General features: G+C 62.5%; 11 protein-coding genes. 6 read left to right on the forward strand and 5 right to left on the reverse strand.

Annotated elements, in window-relative coordinates; all coding sequences use genetic code 11:
* Positions 1 to 2,187, forward strand: a complete 2,187-nt coding sequence (locus ACZZ0O_RS15985; protein WP_463591246.1) for an ATP-binding protein — start codon at positions 1 to 3, stop codon at positions 2,185 to 2,187.
* A 50-nt stretch (positions 2,188 to 2,237) separates the two neighbouring features.
* Here the strand turns inward: ACZZ0O_RS15985 and ACZZ0O_RS15990 are convergent, their stop codons facing one another.
* The 3 genes from ACZZ0O_RS15990 to rpfB all read right to left on the reverse strand — a co-directional run bounded on the left by ACZZ0O_RS15990 (position 2,238) and on the right by rpfB (position 5,879).
* Positions 2,238 to 3,107 (reverse strand): crotonase/enoyl-CoA hydratase family protein, encoded by an 870-nt coding sequence (locus tag ACZZ0O_RS15990; protein ID WP_463591247.1) that lies wholly within the window; start codon positions 3,105 to 3,107, stop codon positions 2,238 to 2,240.
* A gap of 626 nt (positions 3,108 to 3,733) precedes the next feature.
* Positions 3,734 to 4,012: a hypothetical protein gene (locus ACZZ0O_RS15995; RefSeq protein ID WP_463591248.1), complete on the reverse strand. Its 279-nt coding sequence runs from the start codon at positions 4,010 to 4,012 to the stop codon at positions 3,734 to 3,736.
* Positions 4,013 to 4,196: 184 nt separating this feature from the next.
* Entirely contained in the window at positions 4,197 to 5,879 is a 1,683-nt protein-coding gene (gene rpfB, locus ACZZ0O_RS16000) for a fatty acyl-CoA ligase RpfB (RefSeq protein ID WP_463591249.1), read from the reverse strand.
* Between the two features lie 97 nt (positions 5,880 to 5,976).
* On the opposite strand from rpfB, the gene ACZZ0O_RS16005 reads away from it, so the two are divergent.
* Entirely contained in the window at positions 5,977 to 6,426 is a 450-nt protein-coding gene (locus ACZZ0O_RS16005; RefSeq protein ID WP_463591250.1) for a Cif family virulence factor, read from the forward strand.
* 224 nt (positions 6,427 to 6,650) lie between these two features.
* Here ACZZ0O_RS16005 and acnA read toward each other — a convergent pair whose 3' ends face one another.
* Complete coding sequence (acnA, locus tag ACZZ0O_RS16010; RefSeq protein ID WP_463591251.1) at positions 6,651 to 9,419, reverse strand: aconitate hydratase AcnA; 2,769 nt, start codon at positions 9,417 to 9,419, stop codon at positions 6,651 to 6,653.
* A 147-nt stretch (positions 9,420 to 9,566) separates the two neighbouring features.
* On the opposite strand from acnA, the gene ACZZ0O_RS16015 reads away from it, so the two are divergent.
* The 4 genes from ACZZ0O_RS16015 to ACZZ0O_RS16030 all read left to right on the forward strand — a co-directional run bounded on the left by ACZZ0O_RS16015 (position 9,567) and on the right by ACZZ0O_RS16030 (position 13,888).
* Positions 9,567 to 9,815 carry an AbrB/MazE/SpoVT family DNA-binding domain-containing protein gene (locus tag ACZZ0O_RS16015; RefSeq protein WP_016903180.1) on the forward strand — a complete coding sequence of 83 codons (249 nt, stop codon included), beginning with the start codon at positions 9,567 to 9,569 and terminating at the stop codon, positions 9,813 to 9,815.
* Positions 9,812 to 10,222 carry a type II toxin-antitoxin system VapC family toxin gene (locus tag ACZZ0O_RS16020; protein ID WP_011259444.1) on the forward strand — a complete coding sequence of 137 codons (411 nt, stop codon included), beginning with the start codon at positions 9,812 to 9,814 and terminating at the stop codon, positions 10,220 to 10,222. The genes ACZZ0O_RS16015 and ACZZ0O_RS16020 overlap by 4 nt, the downstream gene beginning before the upstream one ends.
* A 65-nt stretch (positions 10,223 to 10,287) precedes the next feature.
* Positions 10,288 to 12,879, forward strand: a complete 2,592-nt coding sequence (gene acnB, locus ACZZ0O_RS16025) for a bifunctional aconitate hydratase 2/2-methylisocitrate dehydratase (protein ID WP_463591252.1) — start codon at positions 10,288 to 10,290, stop codon at positions 12,877 to 12,879.
* Positions 12,880 to 13,072: 193 nt separating this feature from the next.
* Positions 13,073 to 13,888, forward strand: coding sequence for an alpha/beta fold hydrolase (locus tag ACZZ0O_RS16030; protein ID WP_463591253.1), 816 nt, complete (start codon positions 13,073 to 13,075; stop codon positions 13,886 to 13,888).
* 298 nt (positions 13,889 to 14,186) lie between these two features.
* On the opposite strand, the gene ACZZ0O_RS16035 is transcribed toward ACZZ0O_RS16030, so the two are convergent.
* The gene (locus ACZZ0O_RS16035; RefSeq protein ID WP_463592471.1) at positions 14,187 to 16,373 is read right to left on the reverse strand and encodes a sensor domain-containing protein; all 2,187 of its coding nucleotides are present in this window, start codon (positions 16,371 to 16,373) and stop codon (positions 14,187 to 14,189) included.
* Between the last annotated feature and the right edge of the window lie 161 nt (positions 16,374 to 16,534).

Below are 16,534 nucleotides of genomic sequence, written 5' to 3' on the forward strand. Positions count from 1 at the left end.
ATGAACTCGTTCGGATGGATCCGGCAGCGGCTGACGAATCGACCTGACAGCGAACATGGTCAAGCGATTGTTCGCATCGTTTTGATCACCTTGATCCTGTGTTACGTCCTGCTGCCAAGCGTCCATCACAGCTTGCCCCCGACCCAACACGCCAGCGTGTTGGGCATTATCCTCACAGGCTTAAGCCTCGGGCTTGCATTGTTCGGCTGGTTGCTATGGCGCCCCGGCCACTCGGATGCGCGTCGCATCCTGGGGATGCTGGCCGATTACGGCTTGATGGCAGCCGGCATGATCCAGATGGGGGAACCCTTGGCCTGGGTCTATGTGGTGGTCATGTGGGTCACCGTCGGCAACGGCCTGCGATACGGCAACCGCTATCTTTACCTTGCAGTGGTGATGGCTGTTGCGAGTTTTGCCACGACAGTTGCAATGACCGACTACTGGCGTCTCAACCAACGTCTTGGGGTCGGGCTGACAATTGGCCTGGCTGCTGTTCCGCTGTATTTCTCTAGCCTTTTACGGCAGCTGACCCGCGCCACGACGGAGGCACGTCGTGCCAGTGAGGCCAAGAGCCGCTTTCTCGCGAACATGAGTCACGAATTCCGTACGCCACTCAACGGGTTGTCCGGAATGACCGAGGTGTTGGCGACTACGCGTCTGGATAGCGAGCAGCGCGAATGTCTTAAAACGATTCAAGCCTCCACACGTAGCCTGCTTGCGCTTGTGGAAGAGGTGTTGGACATCTCGGCCATCGAGGCCGGCAAGCTCCGGATCACTATTTCGGATTTTGCGCTGCACTCTACATTGCAGGCGATTGGCCTCATCCTCAAACCGCAAGCCAAGGCAAAGGGCTTGAGCTACGAGATGACCGTCGCCGCGGACGTGCCCCCGCAGATTCAAGGGGATGCCGGTCACTTGCAGCAAATCTTGCTCAACCTGGTCGGTAACGCAGTCAAGTTCACCGATCAAGGCAGTGTGCAGTTGAAGGTGTCGACAGGCTTGCCTAGCGGCCATGCCGGGGTGTTGCTGCGCTTTGAAGTGCTCGATACAGGTATCGGTGTGCCGGCCGACATGCGGCCACGTCTGTTCGATGCGTTTGAGCAGGCGGATACCGGGCTGGCGCGCCGGTTCGAAGGCAGCGGTCTGGGGACCACGATTGCGAAGGGGCTGGTGCAGTCGATGGGCGGCGCGATTGGTTTTGCGGAAAATCCGACCGGCGGCAGTCTGTTCTGGTTTGAGCTCCCATTTGGTCTGGTGGCAGAAAAGCCCGCAACGGCGCTAGCGCCACTGCCCGTGTCGCAGGATGCAGACGCGACAACGATTCCGGGCAACGTCATCGCGTTTGCCGATCCATTTCTGCGTCACCGTGCCCGCGTGCGCAGCATGCACATCCTGGTGGCAGACGACCATCTGGCAAATCGTCTTGTGCTGCAACGTTTGCTGCAAAAGGCGGGGCATCGCGTCACCTGCGTCGACGGTGGCGAAGCAGTGCTCGACGCGCTTGCTGCGACGGATTTCGACCTTGCGATCGTGGATCTGCACATGCCTGGCGTCAGCGGTCTGGACATGCTGAAGCAGCTCCGTGTCATGCAGGCCGGAGGCCAACCGGGTACTCCGGTGGTGGTGCTGAGCGCTGACGTAACCCCAGAGTCAATCCGTAGTTGTGAACAGGCCGGGGCTTACGCCTTCCTGGCAAAGCCGGTGGCGGCAATCAAGCTGCTGGATACGCTGGCCGAGATCGCCGTCAATCAAAAACTGCGCCAGACGGATTTGACGATTGGCATCCGCGGACCGGTTGTGACCGGCACCGTGCTGGATCCTGCCGTGCTGGACGAACTGGCGGAGCTGGGGATGGGCAATGAATTCGAGCGCGAGTTCATTCAACAATGTCTCAGCGATGTCAGCGCGTGTGTCGTTCAACTGGGTAAATCCGCTGCCGACGAAGATTGGGCACGGTTGCGTGAGCATGCGCATGCCGTCAAGGGTGTCTCCAGCAATCTTGGACTGGTGATCTTGGCCGAACAGGGCGGAGAGTTGATGCGACTGCCAGAGGCGCAGCTGCGGGCCGAGTGGCGTCAGCGGCTGGAGCAACTCAAGGATGGATTGCAGCAAGGACGCGATGCGCTCGCTCAACGTGCACGACTGAAGTCCCAGGAAGGCGCCAGTGGAAATGGCGATCTTGGATGAAAGCCCGGCAATAGGCCGGGCCTGATCCCCCTGCATTGGATCTACCAAAATCAGGCGGGACCTACGCCCATTCGTCGATTCTGTGCCTTGACCAGCCGGTCCATCGTACGCAACGATTTGTTGCTCAATGCCAGTGCTGCATCCACCCATATTTCGGTGATGCGCAGCAATTCTTCATACGGAACCGACTGTGCCACGTTGCGCGCCGCATTCATCGCAAGGTAGGAGTTGGGGATACGTTTTTGCTGACGAATGAGATTTTCAGTCGCCATCACGCCTTGCCCCTTCGGGACCAGTACGTCCACGATCCCCATCGCGTGCATTTCTTCGCTGCTGTAGATGCGTCCGTCAAGAATGATTTTTTCTGCCAGATGAGGCGCGACGCGGCGGCATAGGAAGGAATATGCGCCCATTCCAGGGAATAGATCGAACAAGACCTCGGGAAGTCCCATGCCGATGCCTTCCTCGGCGACGATGGTGTGACAGGCAAGGGCCATCTCCAGTCCGCCGCCCAGTGCATCGCCCTGCAGTAGCGCGATGCTGCGGACGTCGCCACCAAAGCCCACGTGCAGATGGTGCACACCTTCCACACACCGTTTTGCATAGCGCAACAAGTGATCGCGATTTTGCTCGCGGATCAGGCGTGCAAACAGATCCAGATCCCCGCCTAGATTGAAAGCGCTTGAGTCAGACGCAAGAACGAAATGACGCAGCTCGCCATTACGCCTTTCGTGCGGAGCACGTGTGATTGAACCCATGACATCCCATATTTCGTCCAATAACTCGGGGTTGCAGCAAGGGCGTACACCGAGGTGCGCGTTTGCATGCATGTATAACCAATGGGTGCCTTCAGCTGCTGAGCAGTCGACACGAATGGTGGAGTGGGGGCGGCCGAGGGAAATCTTTTCAATCGTGTTCATGGGCTTATCCTGGAAGTGCCCGCTTCGGGAGAGTGGATGTCGGCGGGCGCGCACGATCCACTCGAAATCGATGCTACACCGGCACTATCTCCATAATGGCAAGGGGTTTCTTCCAAGTGTGAAGGATCAACGAACCGAATCTTTCGGTGAGCCTTCGTTATAGGGCGTGTGGCGTTGTGAGCTCAATTCTTTCGAAAATGAGCCCGGTTGTCATAATTATCTAGCTTGGCGTTAGCTATGTTTTGATGGTCGATTTTTCTCCTCACTGGATGAGGTTTATTGCGATGCGGTTAGAGGAGCGAGCTCTTCCGAATTGCGAGTTGCGTTGTAGAAGATCGGGCGCGTGCTGGTTGCGGTTGCTTCAGAGGCGAGCCTTTATCGCTAAGCTAAGAGTCAAAGTAAGGCAGCGTTTTTCATGTCGATGATTGGCGCCCCGAGTACGTGGCGCTATTAAAAATCGGTGTCGCAATGTTGCGCGTAGCCGTCTGTGGCTTATTCTGAATTCTTGTCGGTGGTTCTTTCATTGCGGTAGATGGTGCTCTGTCGCAATCCAGTATTTTCATGATGATGTCGCCAAGCGTTCGCATCAGTGGGCTGGTGATATGGCTCTCGCTAGCGCTGCAATTTTAGTGGTTAGTCGAGTCCTTGGTGAGCGCGCCGGCGGGTGGTGTACGCTCGGTGCAAAGGCGCTCTAACCAGCGGTTCGTCTGATTGTTCTCGGCCCTCACCCGAGTCGTGGCGATCGCGCTTCGATGCTTCGCTTTGATCAAATGGGAACGCACGGTCTTTCCGTTATCAAACTTCCTACTTCCCCTCATCGCTGCGAACGTGAGGCTGAGTATATGTAGCGTGGTGTTCCCTTGCTTGCTTCCAGCCTTCATCGCGATCGCTTCTTTCACTTTCATGCTTCTTGACGTCTTGGATCCCTCTGCGGCCGTCTAGCATGAAGCATGCAGTGAAGTACGACAGGTAGAGCATGTATTCGTTTTCTGATGATTCCTGGGCTGAAATGTAGACGCCCGCAAGGCCTTGTGGCGTTGCGGGCGTCATGACGACTGAACGTCTTCAACTCTGCGGTCGCACGATGGACTACGCCTTCGGCGCATCCCGCAGTTCGCGCCGCAGGATCTTGCCGACGTTGGTTTTTGGCAATTCCTTGCGGAATTCGATCACGCGGGGCTGCTTGTAGCCGGTCAGATTGGTCCGGCAATGCGCCTTCACATCGTCGGCGGTCAGGGCAGGGTCTTTCTTGACGATCACGACCTTGACGATTTCGCCTGATTTTTCGTCCGGTACGCCGACCGCCGCCACTTCCAGCACGCCGGGCATGGTGGCGATGACGTCTTCGATCTCGTTCGGGTAGACGTTGAAACCGGACACCAGAATCATGTCTTTTTTGCGGTCGACGATGTAGACGAAGCCCAGCTCGTCCATCCGCGCGATGTCGCCGGTGTGCAGCCAGCCGTCCGCGTCCATCACCTTTGCGGTTTCGGCGGGCTGCTTCCAATAGCCCTTCATCACCTGCGGGCCCTTGATGCACAACTCGCCAATCTCGCCGATCGCCAGTTCCGCACCGGCGTCGTCCTTGATGCAGGCATCGGTGGAGGGAATCGGCAGGCCGATCGAGGCGTTGTAATCCTTCAGGTCCATCGGGTTGATGCAGGCGGCCGGCGACGTCTCGGTCAGGCCGTAGGCCTCCACCAGGGTTTGGCCGGTGACTTTCTTCCACCGCTCGGCGACCGAACGCTGCACGGCCATGCCGCCGCCCAGCGTCATCTTGAGCGAGGAGAAGTCGATCTGGTCGAAACCGGGCGTATTGAGCAGGCCGTTGAACAGCGTGTTGACGCCGGTAAACGCAGTAAAGCGGGTCTTCTTCAGTTCCTTGACGAAGCCGGGCATGTCGCGCGGATTGCTGATCAGGTGATTGCAGCCGCCGATCTTCATGAAGACCAGTCCGTTCGCCGTCAGCGCGAAGATGTGATAAAGCGGCAGCGCGGTGATCACCACCTCGTTGCCTTCTTCCAGCTTGCCGGTGCCGGACAGCCACTGGTGCGCCTGCTGCATGTTGGCGACCAGGTTGCGGTGGGTCAGCATCGCGCCCTTGGCCACGCCGGTGGTGCCGCCGGTGTACTGCAAAAACGCAATGTCGTCCGATTCGATCTGCAGCGTCGGCACGCTGTGCTTGCGGCCCAGCGCCAATGCATCGCGAAAGCGGATGGCACCGTTGATGCGGTAGTCGGGCACCAGCTTCTTGACGTATTTGACGACGAAATTGACCAGCGCTGCTTTTGGAAAGCCGAGCATGTCGCCCAGGCCGGTGGTGATCACCTGCTTGACCGGGGTGTCGGCGATGACCTGCTGCACGGTGGTGCCGAAGTTGTCGATGACCACCAGCACGCTGGCGCCGGAATCGATCAGCTGGTGCTTCAACTCACGCGGTGTGTAGAGCGGGTTGACGTTGACCACGGTCAGGCCAGCACGCAGGACGCCGAAGGTGGCGATGGGATACTGCAGGCAGTTGGGCATCATCAAGGCGACGCGGTCGCCTTTCTTCAACTGCAGCTCGCCGAGCAGGTAGGCCGCGAATTGTTCCACCAGCTGATCGGCTTCCCGATAGGTGATGGTCTTGCCGAAGCTGTGATACGCAGGACGATCGGCAAAGCGCGCGACGGATGTCGCGAACACTTCGGCAATGGTGCGGAACTGCTCGAGATCGATCTCGGCGGCGACGCCGGCCGGATAACTTTGCAACCAAGGACGTGCCTGATTCATCTGCCCCCCTCCAGGGTGTTTAGTACGTGACGCGGTGTGTTCCACGGCACTACAACTCCTGGCAGCATACCGTCATGGATGGAAAAGGCGAAGCGTGATGCACGGCAGCATTCGGCAGTGGAAGCGGCTGTGGTGGCTGGTGATTTGTGCAGTGCTCCTGGCCGCTTGCGGGCGCGATGCGCCGGAGCAACGCCTGCGCGCGACCTTGCAACACATGCATGAGGCGATCGAAGCGCGCGATATCGGCGACGCGATGGCGCCGGTGTCCGCCGATTTCGTAGGCGAAAACGGTCTGGACGCGGCCGGGTTGCGGCGCCTGATGCAGCTGCAGATGCTGGGGAATCGACAGATCGGCGTCACCGTGGGCCCGTTGGAGGTAGAGCTGCGCGGGCAGACGGCAACCGTGCGCTTCACGGCCTTGCTCACCGGCGGCAGTGGTGGCTGGGTGCCCGAGCAGGCGCAGACCTATCAGGTGGTCACTGGCTGGCGGCTGCAGGACGGCGATTGGAGGCTGTACCACGCGCAATGGGAGCCGGCGGGGCAGTGAGGGCGGTCGGGTGCCGCGTATGCCGGCCCTAACGCCACCGCCATGACGGGCGAGCCGCAGGGTAAGACGATGACGTGGCGGACGAACGCGTTGTTGCCTGGCAAGCGCGTGCACTGCATGGACAGCCCGCAGCATGCGTCGCACTCCGCTACAAACGCACCGGACCCAGAAACGACATTCCCGCCAAGCGGCGGGAATGTCGGTCCAGCGTCAGCGGCTAAGGATCAGCCCGCCTTGCGTGCAGCCAGCTGGCGCAGAACGTACTGCAGCAAGCCGCCGTGCTTGAAGTACTCCACTTCCTTCGGCGTCAGCAACAGCACCTTCACCTGGAACTGCTTGACGCTGCCATCGGACTTCTTGGCATCGACGGTGGCGCGACGGCTGGCACCGTCCTGCAGGCCGGTGATGTCCAAGACCTCGGAGCCATCCAGGCCCAGCGTCTGCGCGTTTTCGTTTTCCAGGAACTGCAGCGGCAGCACGCCCATGCCGACCAGGTTGGAGCGATGGATGCGCTCGAAGCTCTCTGCGATCACCGCCTTGACGCCCAGCAGGTTGGTGCCCTTGGCCGCCCAGTCGCGCGAGGAGCCGGTGCCGTATTCCTTGCCGGCCAGCACCACCAGCGGCACGCCATCGGCCTTGTACTTCACCGCCGCGTCGTAGATCGCCAGCTTTTCCGGCTGACCGCCAGCTGCGGGGTAATACAGCGTGTTGCCGCCTTCTTCGCCACCGAACATCAGGTTCTTGATGCGGATGTTGGCGAAAGTGCCGCGCACCATCACATCGTCGTTGCCGCGGCGGCTGCCGTAGCTGTTGAAGTCGGCCGGTTGTACGCCGCGTTCCTGCAGGAAGCGTCCTGCCGGCGAATCCTTCTTGATGTTGCCGGCCGGGGAGATGTGGTCGGTGGTGATCGAGTCGCCGAACAGGCCCATGATGCGCGCGCCGTGCACGTCCTCCACATGGCCGACCTGCATGGTCATGCCCTCGAAGTAGGGCGGGTTCTTGATGTAGGTGGATGCGGCATCCCACTCGTACAACGCGCCATCTGGCGAGGCGATGGTGTTCCAGCGCGAATCGCCCTTGAACACATCGGCGTAGTTCTGCTTGAACATCTCCGGGCCAACGGTCGCGGCGATGGTGTCGCCGATTTCCTTGTTGCTCGGCCAGATGTCGCGCAGGTACACCGGCTGACCATCACTACCTGTGCCCAGCGGCTCGGTGGTGAGGTCGATATCGGTGGTGCCGGCGATCGCATAGGCGACGACCAGCGGCGGCGAGGCCAGGTAATTCATCTTGACTTCGGGATGCACGCGGCCTTCGAAGTTGCGGTTGCCCGACAGCACCGAGGCCACGACCAGATCGTCTTTGGCAATCGCGGCGGACACGTCTTCCGGCAGCGGGCCGGAGTTGCCGATGCAGGTGGTGCAGCCGTAGCCGACCACGTAAAAGCCGAGCGTTTCCAGGTCGGCCAGCACGCCGGCCTTGCTCAGATAATCGGTGACCACGCGCGAGCCCGGCCCGAGCGAGGTCTTGACCCACGGCTGCGCCTTCAAGCCCTTGGCGGCCGCGTTGCGTGCCAGCAGGCCGGCACCGAGCATCACTGCCGGGTTGGAGGTGTTGGTGCACGAGGTGATGGCGGCGATCACCACCGAGCCGTCGCGCAGCTGCCAGCCGGCGCCGCTGTCGGCCGCGCCTTCGGCATGGGCCGCCTTGGCGCCGACTGCGGTGCCGCCGCCGCCTTCGTTCTTCAGGCGATCTTCCTGTTTGATGTCGCCCAGCCGCTTGCTGCGCGCCTCGGCGAACGGCTTGAGGCTTTCGCGGTAATTGGCTTGCATGTCTTCCAGCAGCACGCGGTCCTGCGGGCGCTTGGGGCCGGCCAGCGACGGCTTGACCTCACCCATGTCCAGTTCCAGCGTGGCGCTGTACTGCGCAGGCGGGGTGGTGGCGTCGTGCCACAGGCCCTGCGCCTTTGCGTAGGCTTCCACCAGCGCAATCTGCTCTTCGCTGCGGCCTGACAGGCGCAGATAGGTCAGCGATTCTTCGTCGACCGGGAAGATGCCGCAGGTGGCGCCGTATTCCGGCGCCATGTTGCCGATGGTGGCGCGGTCGGCCAGCGGCAGGTGCTGTAGGCCCTCGCCGAAGAACTCGACGAACTTGCCCACCACACCGGCCTTGCGCAGCATCTGGGTGACGGTGAGCACGAGATCGGTGGCGGTGGCGCCTTCGGGCAGTTTGCCGGTGAGCCTGAAGCCCACCACCTGCGGAATCAGCATCGACGACGGCTGGCCCAGCATCGCGGCCTCGGCTTCGATGCCACCCACGCCCCAGCCCAGCACGCCGATGCCATTGATCATGGTGGTGTGGCTGTCGGTACCGAACACGGTGTCGGGATAGGCGACCAGGGTGCCGTCCTTGTCCGCGCTCATCACCACGCGGGCGAGGTTTTCCAGATTGACCTGGTGGACGATGCCGGTATTGGGCGGCACCACCTTGAAGTTTTCGAACGCCTTCTGGCCCCAGCGCAGGAAGCCGTAGCGTTCCTGGTTACGCTGGAATTCGATCTTGCCATTGAGGTCGAGCGCGTCGGGCTTGCCGAACACGTCCACCTGCACCGAGTGGTCGATGACCAGTTCGGAGGGAATCTGCGGGTTGATCTGGTCGGCGTCGCCGCCCAGCTTGACCACTGCATCGCGCATCGCGGCCAGGTCGACCACGCACGGCACGCCGGTGAAATCCTGCAGCACCACGCGCGCGGGCATGAAGGCGATTTCGATCTCAGGCTCGGCCTTGGGGTCCCATTTGGCGACTGCCTCAATGTGGTCCTTGCCGACGGTCACGCCGCCGTCCTCGTGCCGGAGCAGATTCTCCAGCAGGATCTTCATCGAGTAGGGCAGGTGGGCGATATCGAATCGCTCGCCCAGTTTGGGCAGGCTGTAATAGTCGTAGCGCTTGCCGTGGACCTCAAATGAGGCGCGGGTGGAAAAGGAATCGCTCATGCATCACTCCTATGGCGTCGAAGGCTTTAGGTAGGGGCCTATTCTGAGCAGTTCAGTGTGTACGCACGGTGTGTCCGAGTCGATCTGCTCGCTTGAGTACGACCGCCCAAGTACGTATCATGTGCGCATACTTTCTGGAGCATGCTCATGGAAGCCACTGTTGCCGAACGTGGACAGATCACGTTGCCCAAGGCCGTGCGCGATGCCCTGGGCCTGACCAAGGGCACCACCCTCAAGATCGAACTCGATGGTGGGCGCATCATCTTGCGTAAGGATGTCAGCGAAGCGCTGCGCAAGGTGCGCGGCAAGTTCAAGCTGGTCGACGGCCTGACCAGCACTGACGAAGCCATGCGCGCCATCCGTGGCCGTGCGCCCGGGGATCCGTTCGACCCATGATCGCCCTGGATTCCTCGGTGCTGCTAGACATCCTCATCGGCGACCCGGTGTACGGCGAGGTGTCGGAAATCTGCATCGGCGATGCACTGGCGCGCGACGAGGTCGTGGTCTGCGATGCGGTGGTGGCCGAAGTGCTGGCCATGCTGGACACCCAGGTCGACCTGATGGAAACCCTGGCCTCGATCGGGGTGCGTTACGAAGCCACCCAGGAAGCGGCGGCAGTGCGCGCCGGCCATATGAACAAGCGCTTCCGTGCACGCGGCGGCAAGCGCGAGCGGGTGGTGGCCGATTTTCTGATCGGCGCCCACGCGATGCTCCAGTGCGATGGGTTGATTACCCGCGACGAGGGCTTCTTCCGCGATTACTTCAAGGGCTTGAAGATCACCGTCCCCAAGCCCGTTGCCTGATCCACGCCTTCTGATCCACGTCTGACGTTTTTACACATTCACTGCTGTCCTTTTGGAGAACCCGCATGTTGGAAGCCTATCGCCACCACGTTGCAGAGCGCGCTGCGCTCGGTATCCCGCCGCTGCCGCTGACCGCGCAGCAGACCGCCGAGGTCATCGAACTGTTGAAGGCTCCGCCCGCCGGCGAAGAAGCCTTTTTGGTCGAGCTGCTGAGCCAGCGCGTGCCGGCCGGCGTCGACGACGCCGCCAAGGTCAAGGCCTCGTACCTGGCCGCCGTGGCGTTCGGTACCGAGAAAACCGCACTGATCAGCCCCACGCGTGCGACCGAGCTGCTGGGCACCATGCTGGGCGGCTACAACATCCAGCCGCTGATCGACCTGCTGGACAACGCCGAGCTGGGCGCCACCGCCGCCGAAGCGCTCAAGCACACCTTGCTGGTGTTCGATGCGTTCCATGACGTGCAGGAAAAGGCCGACACCGGCAACGCGCACGCCAAGTCCGTGCTGCAGAGCTGGGCCGATGCCGAATGGTTCACCAGCAAGCCGGAAGTGCCGCAAAGCATGACCGTCACCGTGTTCAAGGTGCCGGGCGAAACCAACACCGACGACCTGTCGCCGGCGCCGGATGCGACCACCCGCCCGGACATCCCGCTGCACGCGCTGGCGATGCTGAAGAACACCCGCGAAGGCGCGGCGTTCGTGCCGGAAGAAGACGGCAAGCGTGGCCCGATCCAGGCCATTGCAGACCTCAAGGACAAGGGCCATCTGGTGGCCTATGTGGGCGACGTGGTCGGCACCGGTTCTTCGCGCAAGTCGGCGACCAACTCGGTGCTGTGGTGGACCGGCGAAGACATTCCGTACATCCCCAACAAGCGCTTCGGCGGCGTGTGCCTGGGTAGCAAGATCGCCCCGATCTTCTACAACACCATGGAAGACGCCGGCGCGCTGCCGATCGAGCTGGACGTGTCGCAGATGGAGCACGGCGACGTGGTCGAGCTGCGTCCGTATGACGGCAAGGCGCTGAAGAACGGGCAGGTGATTGCCGAGTTCGCGATGAAGTCGGACGTGCTGTTCGACGAAGTGCGCGCCGGTGGCCGCATTCCGCTGATCGTGGGCCGTGGCCTCACCGCCAAGGCGCGCGAATTCCTGGGCCTGCCGGCCTCGGATCTGTTCCGCCTGCCGATGGACCCGCCGGACACCGGCAAGGGCTTCTCGCTGGCGCAGAAGATGGTCGGCCGCGCCTGCGGTTTGCCGGAAGGCCAGGGCATGCGCCCGGGCACCTATTGCGAGCCGAAGATGACCTCGGTGGGTTCGCAGGACACCACCGGCCCGATGACCCGCGACGAGCTGAAGGATCTGGCCTGCCTGGGCTTTTCGGCCGACCTGGTGATGCAGTCGTTCTGCCACACCGCCGCTTACCCGAAGCCGGTGGACGTCAAGACCCACCACACGCTGCCGGAATTCATCTCCACCCGTGGCGGCGTGTCGCTGCGTCCAGGCGATGGCGTGATCCACAGCTGGCTCAATCGCATGCTGCTGCCCGACACCGTGGGCACCGGTGGTGACTCGCACACGCGTTTCCCGATCGGTATCTCGTTCCCGGCCGGCTCCGGCCTGGTGGCGTTTGCCGCCGCCACCGGGGTGATGCCGCTGGACATGCCCGAGAGCGTGCTGGTGCGTTTCAAGGGTGAGATGCAGCCGGGCGTGACCCTGCGCGACCTGGTCAACGCGATCCCGCTGTACGCGATCAAGGACGGTCTGCTGACCGTGGCCAAGCAGGGCAAGAAGAACATCTTCTCCGGCCGCATCCTGGAAATCGAAGGCTTGCCGAATCTGAAGGTGGAGCAGGCGTTCGAACTGTCCGACGCCTCGGCCGAGCGTTCGGCGGCCGGTTGCAGCGTGCACCTGGACAAGGCGCCGATCATCGAATACCTGACCAGCAACATCACCCTGCTGCGCTGGATGATCGCCGAAGGCTATGCCGACGCGCGCACCCTGGGCCGCCGCATCAAGAAGATGGAAGAGTGGCTGGCCGACCCGCAGCTGCTGCAGCCCGATGCCGATGCCGAGTATGCCGCGGTCATCGAGATCGACCTGGCCGACATCCACGAGCCGATCGTGGCGTGCCCGAACGACCCGGACGACGTCAAGACGCTGTCCGACGTAGCCGGTGCGGCGATCGACGAAGTGTTCATCGGTTCGTGCATGACCAACATCGGTCACTTCCGTGCCGCGGCCAAGCTGCTGGAAGGCAAGCGCGACATCCCGACCCGTCTGTGGGTGGCACCGCCGACCAAGATGGATGCCTCCGAGCTGACCAAGGAAGGCCATTACGGCACCTTCGGCGCGGCCGGTGCGCGCATGGAAATGCCGGGCTGCTCGCTGTGCATGGGCAACCAGGCGCAGGCTCGCGAGGGCGCCACGGTGTTCTCCACCTCCACGCGTAACTTCCCCAACCGTCTGGGCCGCAACACCAATGTGTACCTGGGCTCGGCGGAACTGGCGGCGATCTGCTCGCGCCTGGGCCGGATTCCGACCAAGGAGGAGTACATGGCCGATGTGGGCGTGATCAAGACCAGTGGCGACCAGATCTACCGCTACATGAACTTCGATCAGATCCAGGAATATCAGGACGTTGCGGATACCGTCGCTGCCTGATCCAGCGGATTGGATGGAGCTTAGAACGCCCGGCAATGCCGGGCGTTTTTCGTTTATCGGGCAATGATTTCGCTTCGTTTAGAGCGTGACGTGCGTCAAAACAAATCGCAGTTAAACCGCTTGCCGCACTGCAACAAATTTCTGATGTGAAGAGGTCTAGAGTTCCGCCGCCCTCCCATTTATGTCGATGCCGATGCCTTCTTGCACGATCGCAGGTCAAACACTCCATTACACCCAGCACGGTCAAGGTTTTCCGATCCTGCTCGGCCACAGCTACCTCTGGGACGCAGCGATGTGGGAGCCGCAGATCCAGGCGCTTTCGCAGCACTACCAGGTGATCGTTCCTGAGCTGTGGGGCCATGGGCAGTCGGGCGAACTGCCGCAAGGCACGCAGGGAATCGACGATCTTGCCCGGCAGATGCTTGGCCTGCTGGACGCGCTGGAGCTGCCGCAGTGCGCGGTGGTGGGCCTGTCGGTGGGCGGCATGTGGGGCGCCGAGCTTGCTTTGATGGCGCCGGAGCGCGTGCGCAGCCTGGTGTTGATGGACACCTTCCTGGGCGCCGAGCCGCAGGACACGCGTGCGCGCTACTTCGGCATGCTGGATGCGATCGAAGCGGCCGGGCAGGTGACGCCTGCGCTGATCGAGGCGATCGTGCCGATCTTCTTCAGCCCCGGCATCGATCTGACCTCGGCATTGCCGGCCGCGTTCGCGCAGCGCCTGGCGGCGATGACGGCCGAGCAGCTACGGACGTCGATCGTGCCGCTTGGCCGCCTGATCTTCGGACGTGCCGACCGACTGGATGCCATGTCTGCGCTGGATCCTGCCAACACCTTCCTGCTTGGTGGCGACGCGGATGTTGCGCGGCCGCCGGAAGAGCTGTGGATGATGGCCGAAGCGATCTGCTGCGATTACGAACTGGTGCCCGATGCCGGGCATATCGCATCGCTGGAGAACCCGGCCTTCGTCAATGCGCAGTTGCTTGGGTGGTTCAAACGCACCTTGTCGTGAGGTCGGAGCGGGGAGGGGGTGCGTGGAATGACGCGTGTGCCTTTACCCCCAAGGCCTCTTCGATAAGGTGAGATGGCTTATCGCTGCTTTGCGTCTCCCGTCGGGAGCTTCAGATGTGTTTCCTTCTCCCGTCGGGAGAAAGTGCCGGTAGGGCGGATGAGGGTAGGGTTTCGGCGGGATTTTTGGGTGGCCGTACCCTCACCCCAACCCCTCTCCCGGGGGAGAGGGGCTTATAAGCGCTGCAGCCGTCTACGCGCTGGGGTCGTCTAAGCGCTGCAGTCGTCTGGACGTTGCGTCGCTACGGTTGCGCGCCTAGCCAGGCTTCCAGTGCCGGGGCCGGGAGGGGCCGCGAGAACAGGTAGCCCTGCAGGACTTCGCAGCCCAGGTCGGCCAGGAACAGGCGCTGTGCTTCGTTCTCGACGCCTTCGGCGACGACGTGCTTGCGCAGGTGCTCGCCGATGCGCAGCACCGAGGTAGTGAGGGCGCGTGCGTCTTCGCTGTGTTCGATATCGCGTACGAAGCTCATGTCCAGTTTGAGTTCGTCGATCGGCAGACGGTGCAGATGGCTCAGGCTGGAATAGCCGGTGCCGAAATCGTCCAGCGATAACGAGATGCCGGCTTCGCGGATGGCATGCAGGTTTTCCAACACGCCCGGTTGCCCGGACAGCATCACGCTTTCGGTCAATTCCAGGGTGAGGTCGGAGGCTTGCACGCCGGTGTCGGCGATCAGCCCAAGCAGGTCGGGGAGCATGCGCGGGCTTTCGAAGCCGCTGGCCGACAGATTCACCGACACGCGTGTGACCGGCACGCCGCGCAGACGCCAGTCGGCCACTTGTTCGCAGGCGCGCCGCAGAACCCAGGCGTTGAGCTGGGGCATCATGCCTTGCTCTTCGGCGACCGGCAGAAACCGTGCCGGCGAAATGGCGCCGAGTTGCGGATGATTCCAGCGCAGCAACGCTTCCACGCCGTACAGCGCGTGCGGAGCGGCGCTATGTAGTTGCGGCTGGTAATGCAGCTGCAATTGATCGCGACCGATGGCCTGACGCAGTTCCGCTTCCAGCGCCACGCGCTCCTGCGCCATGCGATTCATGTCGGAGCTGAAGAAACGGAAGCGTCCGCCGCCCTCCTTCTTGGCGCGATTCATCGCCAGATCGGCATGCCGCAGCAGGATGTTGATGTCGCGCCCGTCTTCCGGAAACATCGCCACGCCGATGCTGGCCGATGGGTGCACGGTCATGTGGCCTACCGACAGCGGGCCGGCGATGGTGCCCAGCACGCGTTCGGCCGCGGCGCTGGCCTGCTCGGCGCTGCATTGCGGCAGGGCCAGTGCGAATTCGTCGCCGGCCACGCGTGCCAGCATGGCGGTGGCGGCAAGTTGGTCGCCGACGCGCAGCGCGATGTCGCGCAACAGCCCATCGCCGGCAGAATGCCCTTGACTGTCGTTGATCAGCTTGAAACGGTCGATGTTGATGAACATCAACGCGACCGGCTCGGCAGCGTATTCGGCCTGGGTCAGCGCCTGCTCGGCGCGTGCGCTGAACATGATGCGGTTGGGCAGGCCGGTCAGCGCGTCGTAGAACGCGAGCTGATGTACGCGTTGACGGATCTGCTCGCGCTCCAGTGCCAGCGTGCACAGCTGCTGGCACAGTTCGGTCAGCCGTACGTGCCAGGCATCGGCACGTTGCGGCTTGCGGTAGTACAGCGCAAAGGTGCCGAGCACGCGCGAGCTATTGGCGCGGATCGGGGTGCTCCAGCAGGCGCGCAGACCCATCGGCATCAACTGGTCGCGATAGGCGGTAAACAACGGGTCGGTGGCGATATCTTCCACCATCACCGCACGGCCGCGCCAGGCAGCGGTGCCGCAGGCACCTGCACCGGGGCCGATCTTCAGGCCGCTGACGGCGTCGGCATACTCGGGCGGCAGACTCGGCGCGGCCAGCGAATGCAGGCAGCCCTGGTTGTCGGCGCTCATGACGGTCGCCAACACTTCCGGTGCGATGCGTTCGACCTCGGTGCAGATCAGCGTCATCACCTCGATCAGCGGGCGCTCCTGCACCAGCGCTTCCAGCACGCGGTGCTGCAGCACCTCGTGCATCTTGGTGTCGGTGATGTCGGTCAGCACCGCCACGTAATGCGACGGATTGTGTTTGGCGTCGTAGATCGGATTGAAGTTGAGCGAGATCCACAACGGCGAGCCGTCCTTGCGATAGACCAGCAAGTCGGCACGGGTTTGCTGCAGGGCATCGGCGCGATCGCGGATGCGCGCAACCTCGCCCTGGTCGCTCTGCGCACGGGTCAACACATCCGACGGGCGCTGGCCGACCAGCTCGGCTTCGGTGTAGCCGAACATGCGCTGGAAGCCATCGTTGGCGTAGAGCAGGCGCGATTGCAGATCGCAGATGAGGATGGCACTACTGCTGCCATCCAGCGCTTCGGCCAGCAAGCGCGAACGACGGTCATCCGGCGCTTCGCCGGGCTTGGCCATGCCGGCCGTGAGCGGGCCGTGCTTGATCGGCGTGCGCGCATGATCGAATGCGGTAACCGAAGACGTATCGCCGACCAGTTCCGCTGTCGCCCACGCATCCGTCGCCGTGTTGGCGTCGGTGTCCGGTGCGCCGTCGTGCGGCGGCAGATCGGTCGGATGCG

It is taken from the genome of Xanthomonas sp. AC360, from assembly GCF_979258225.1.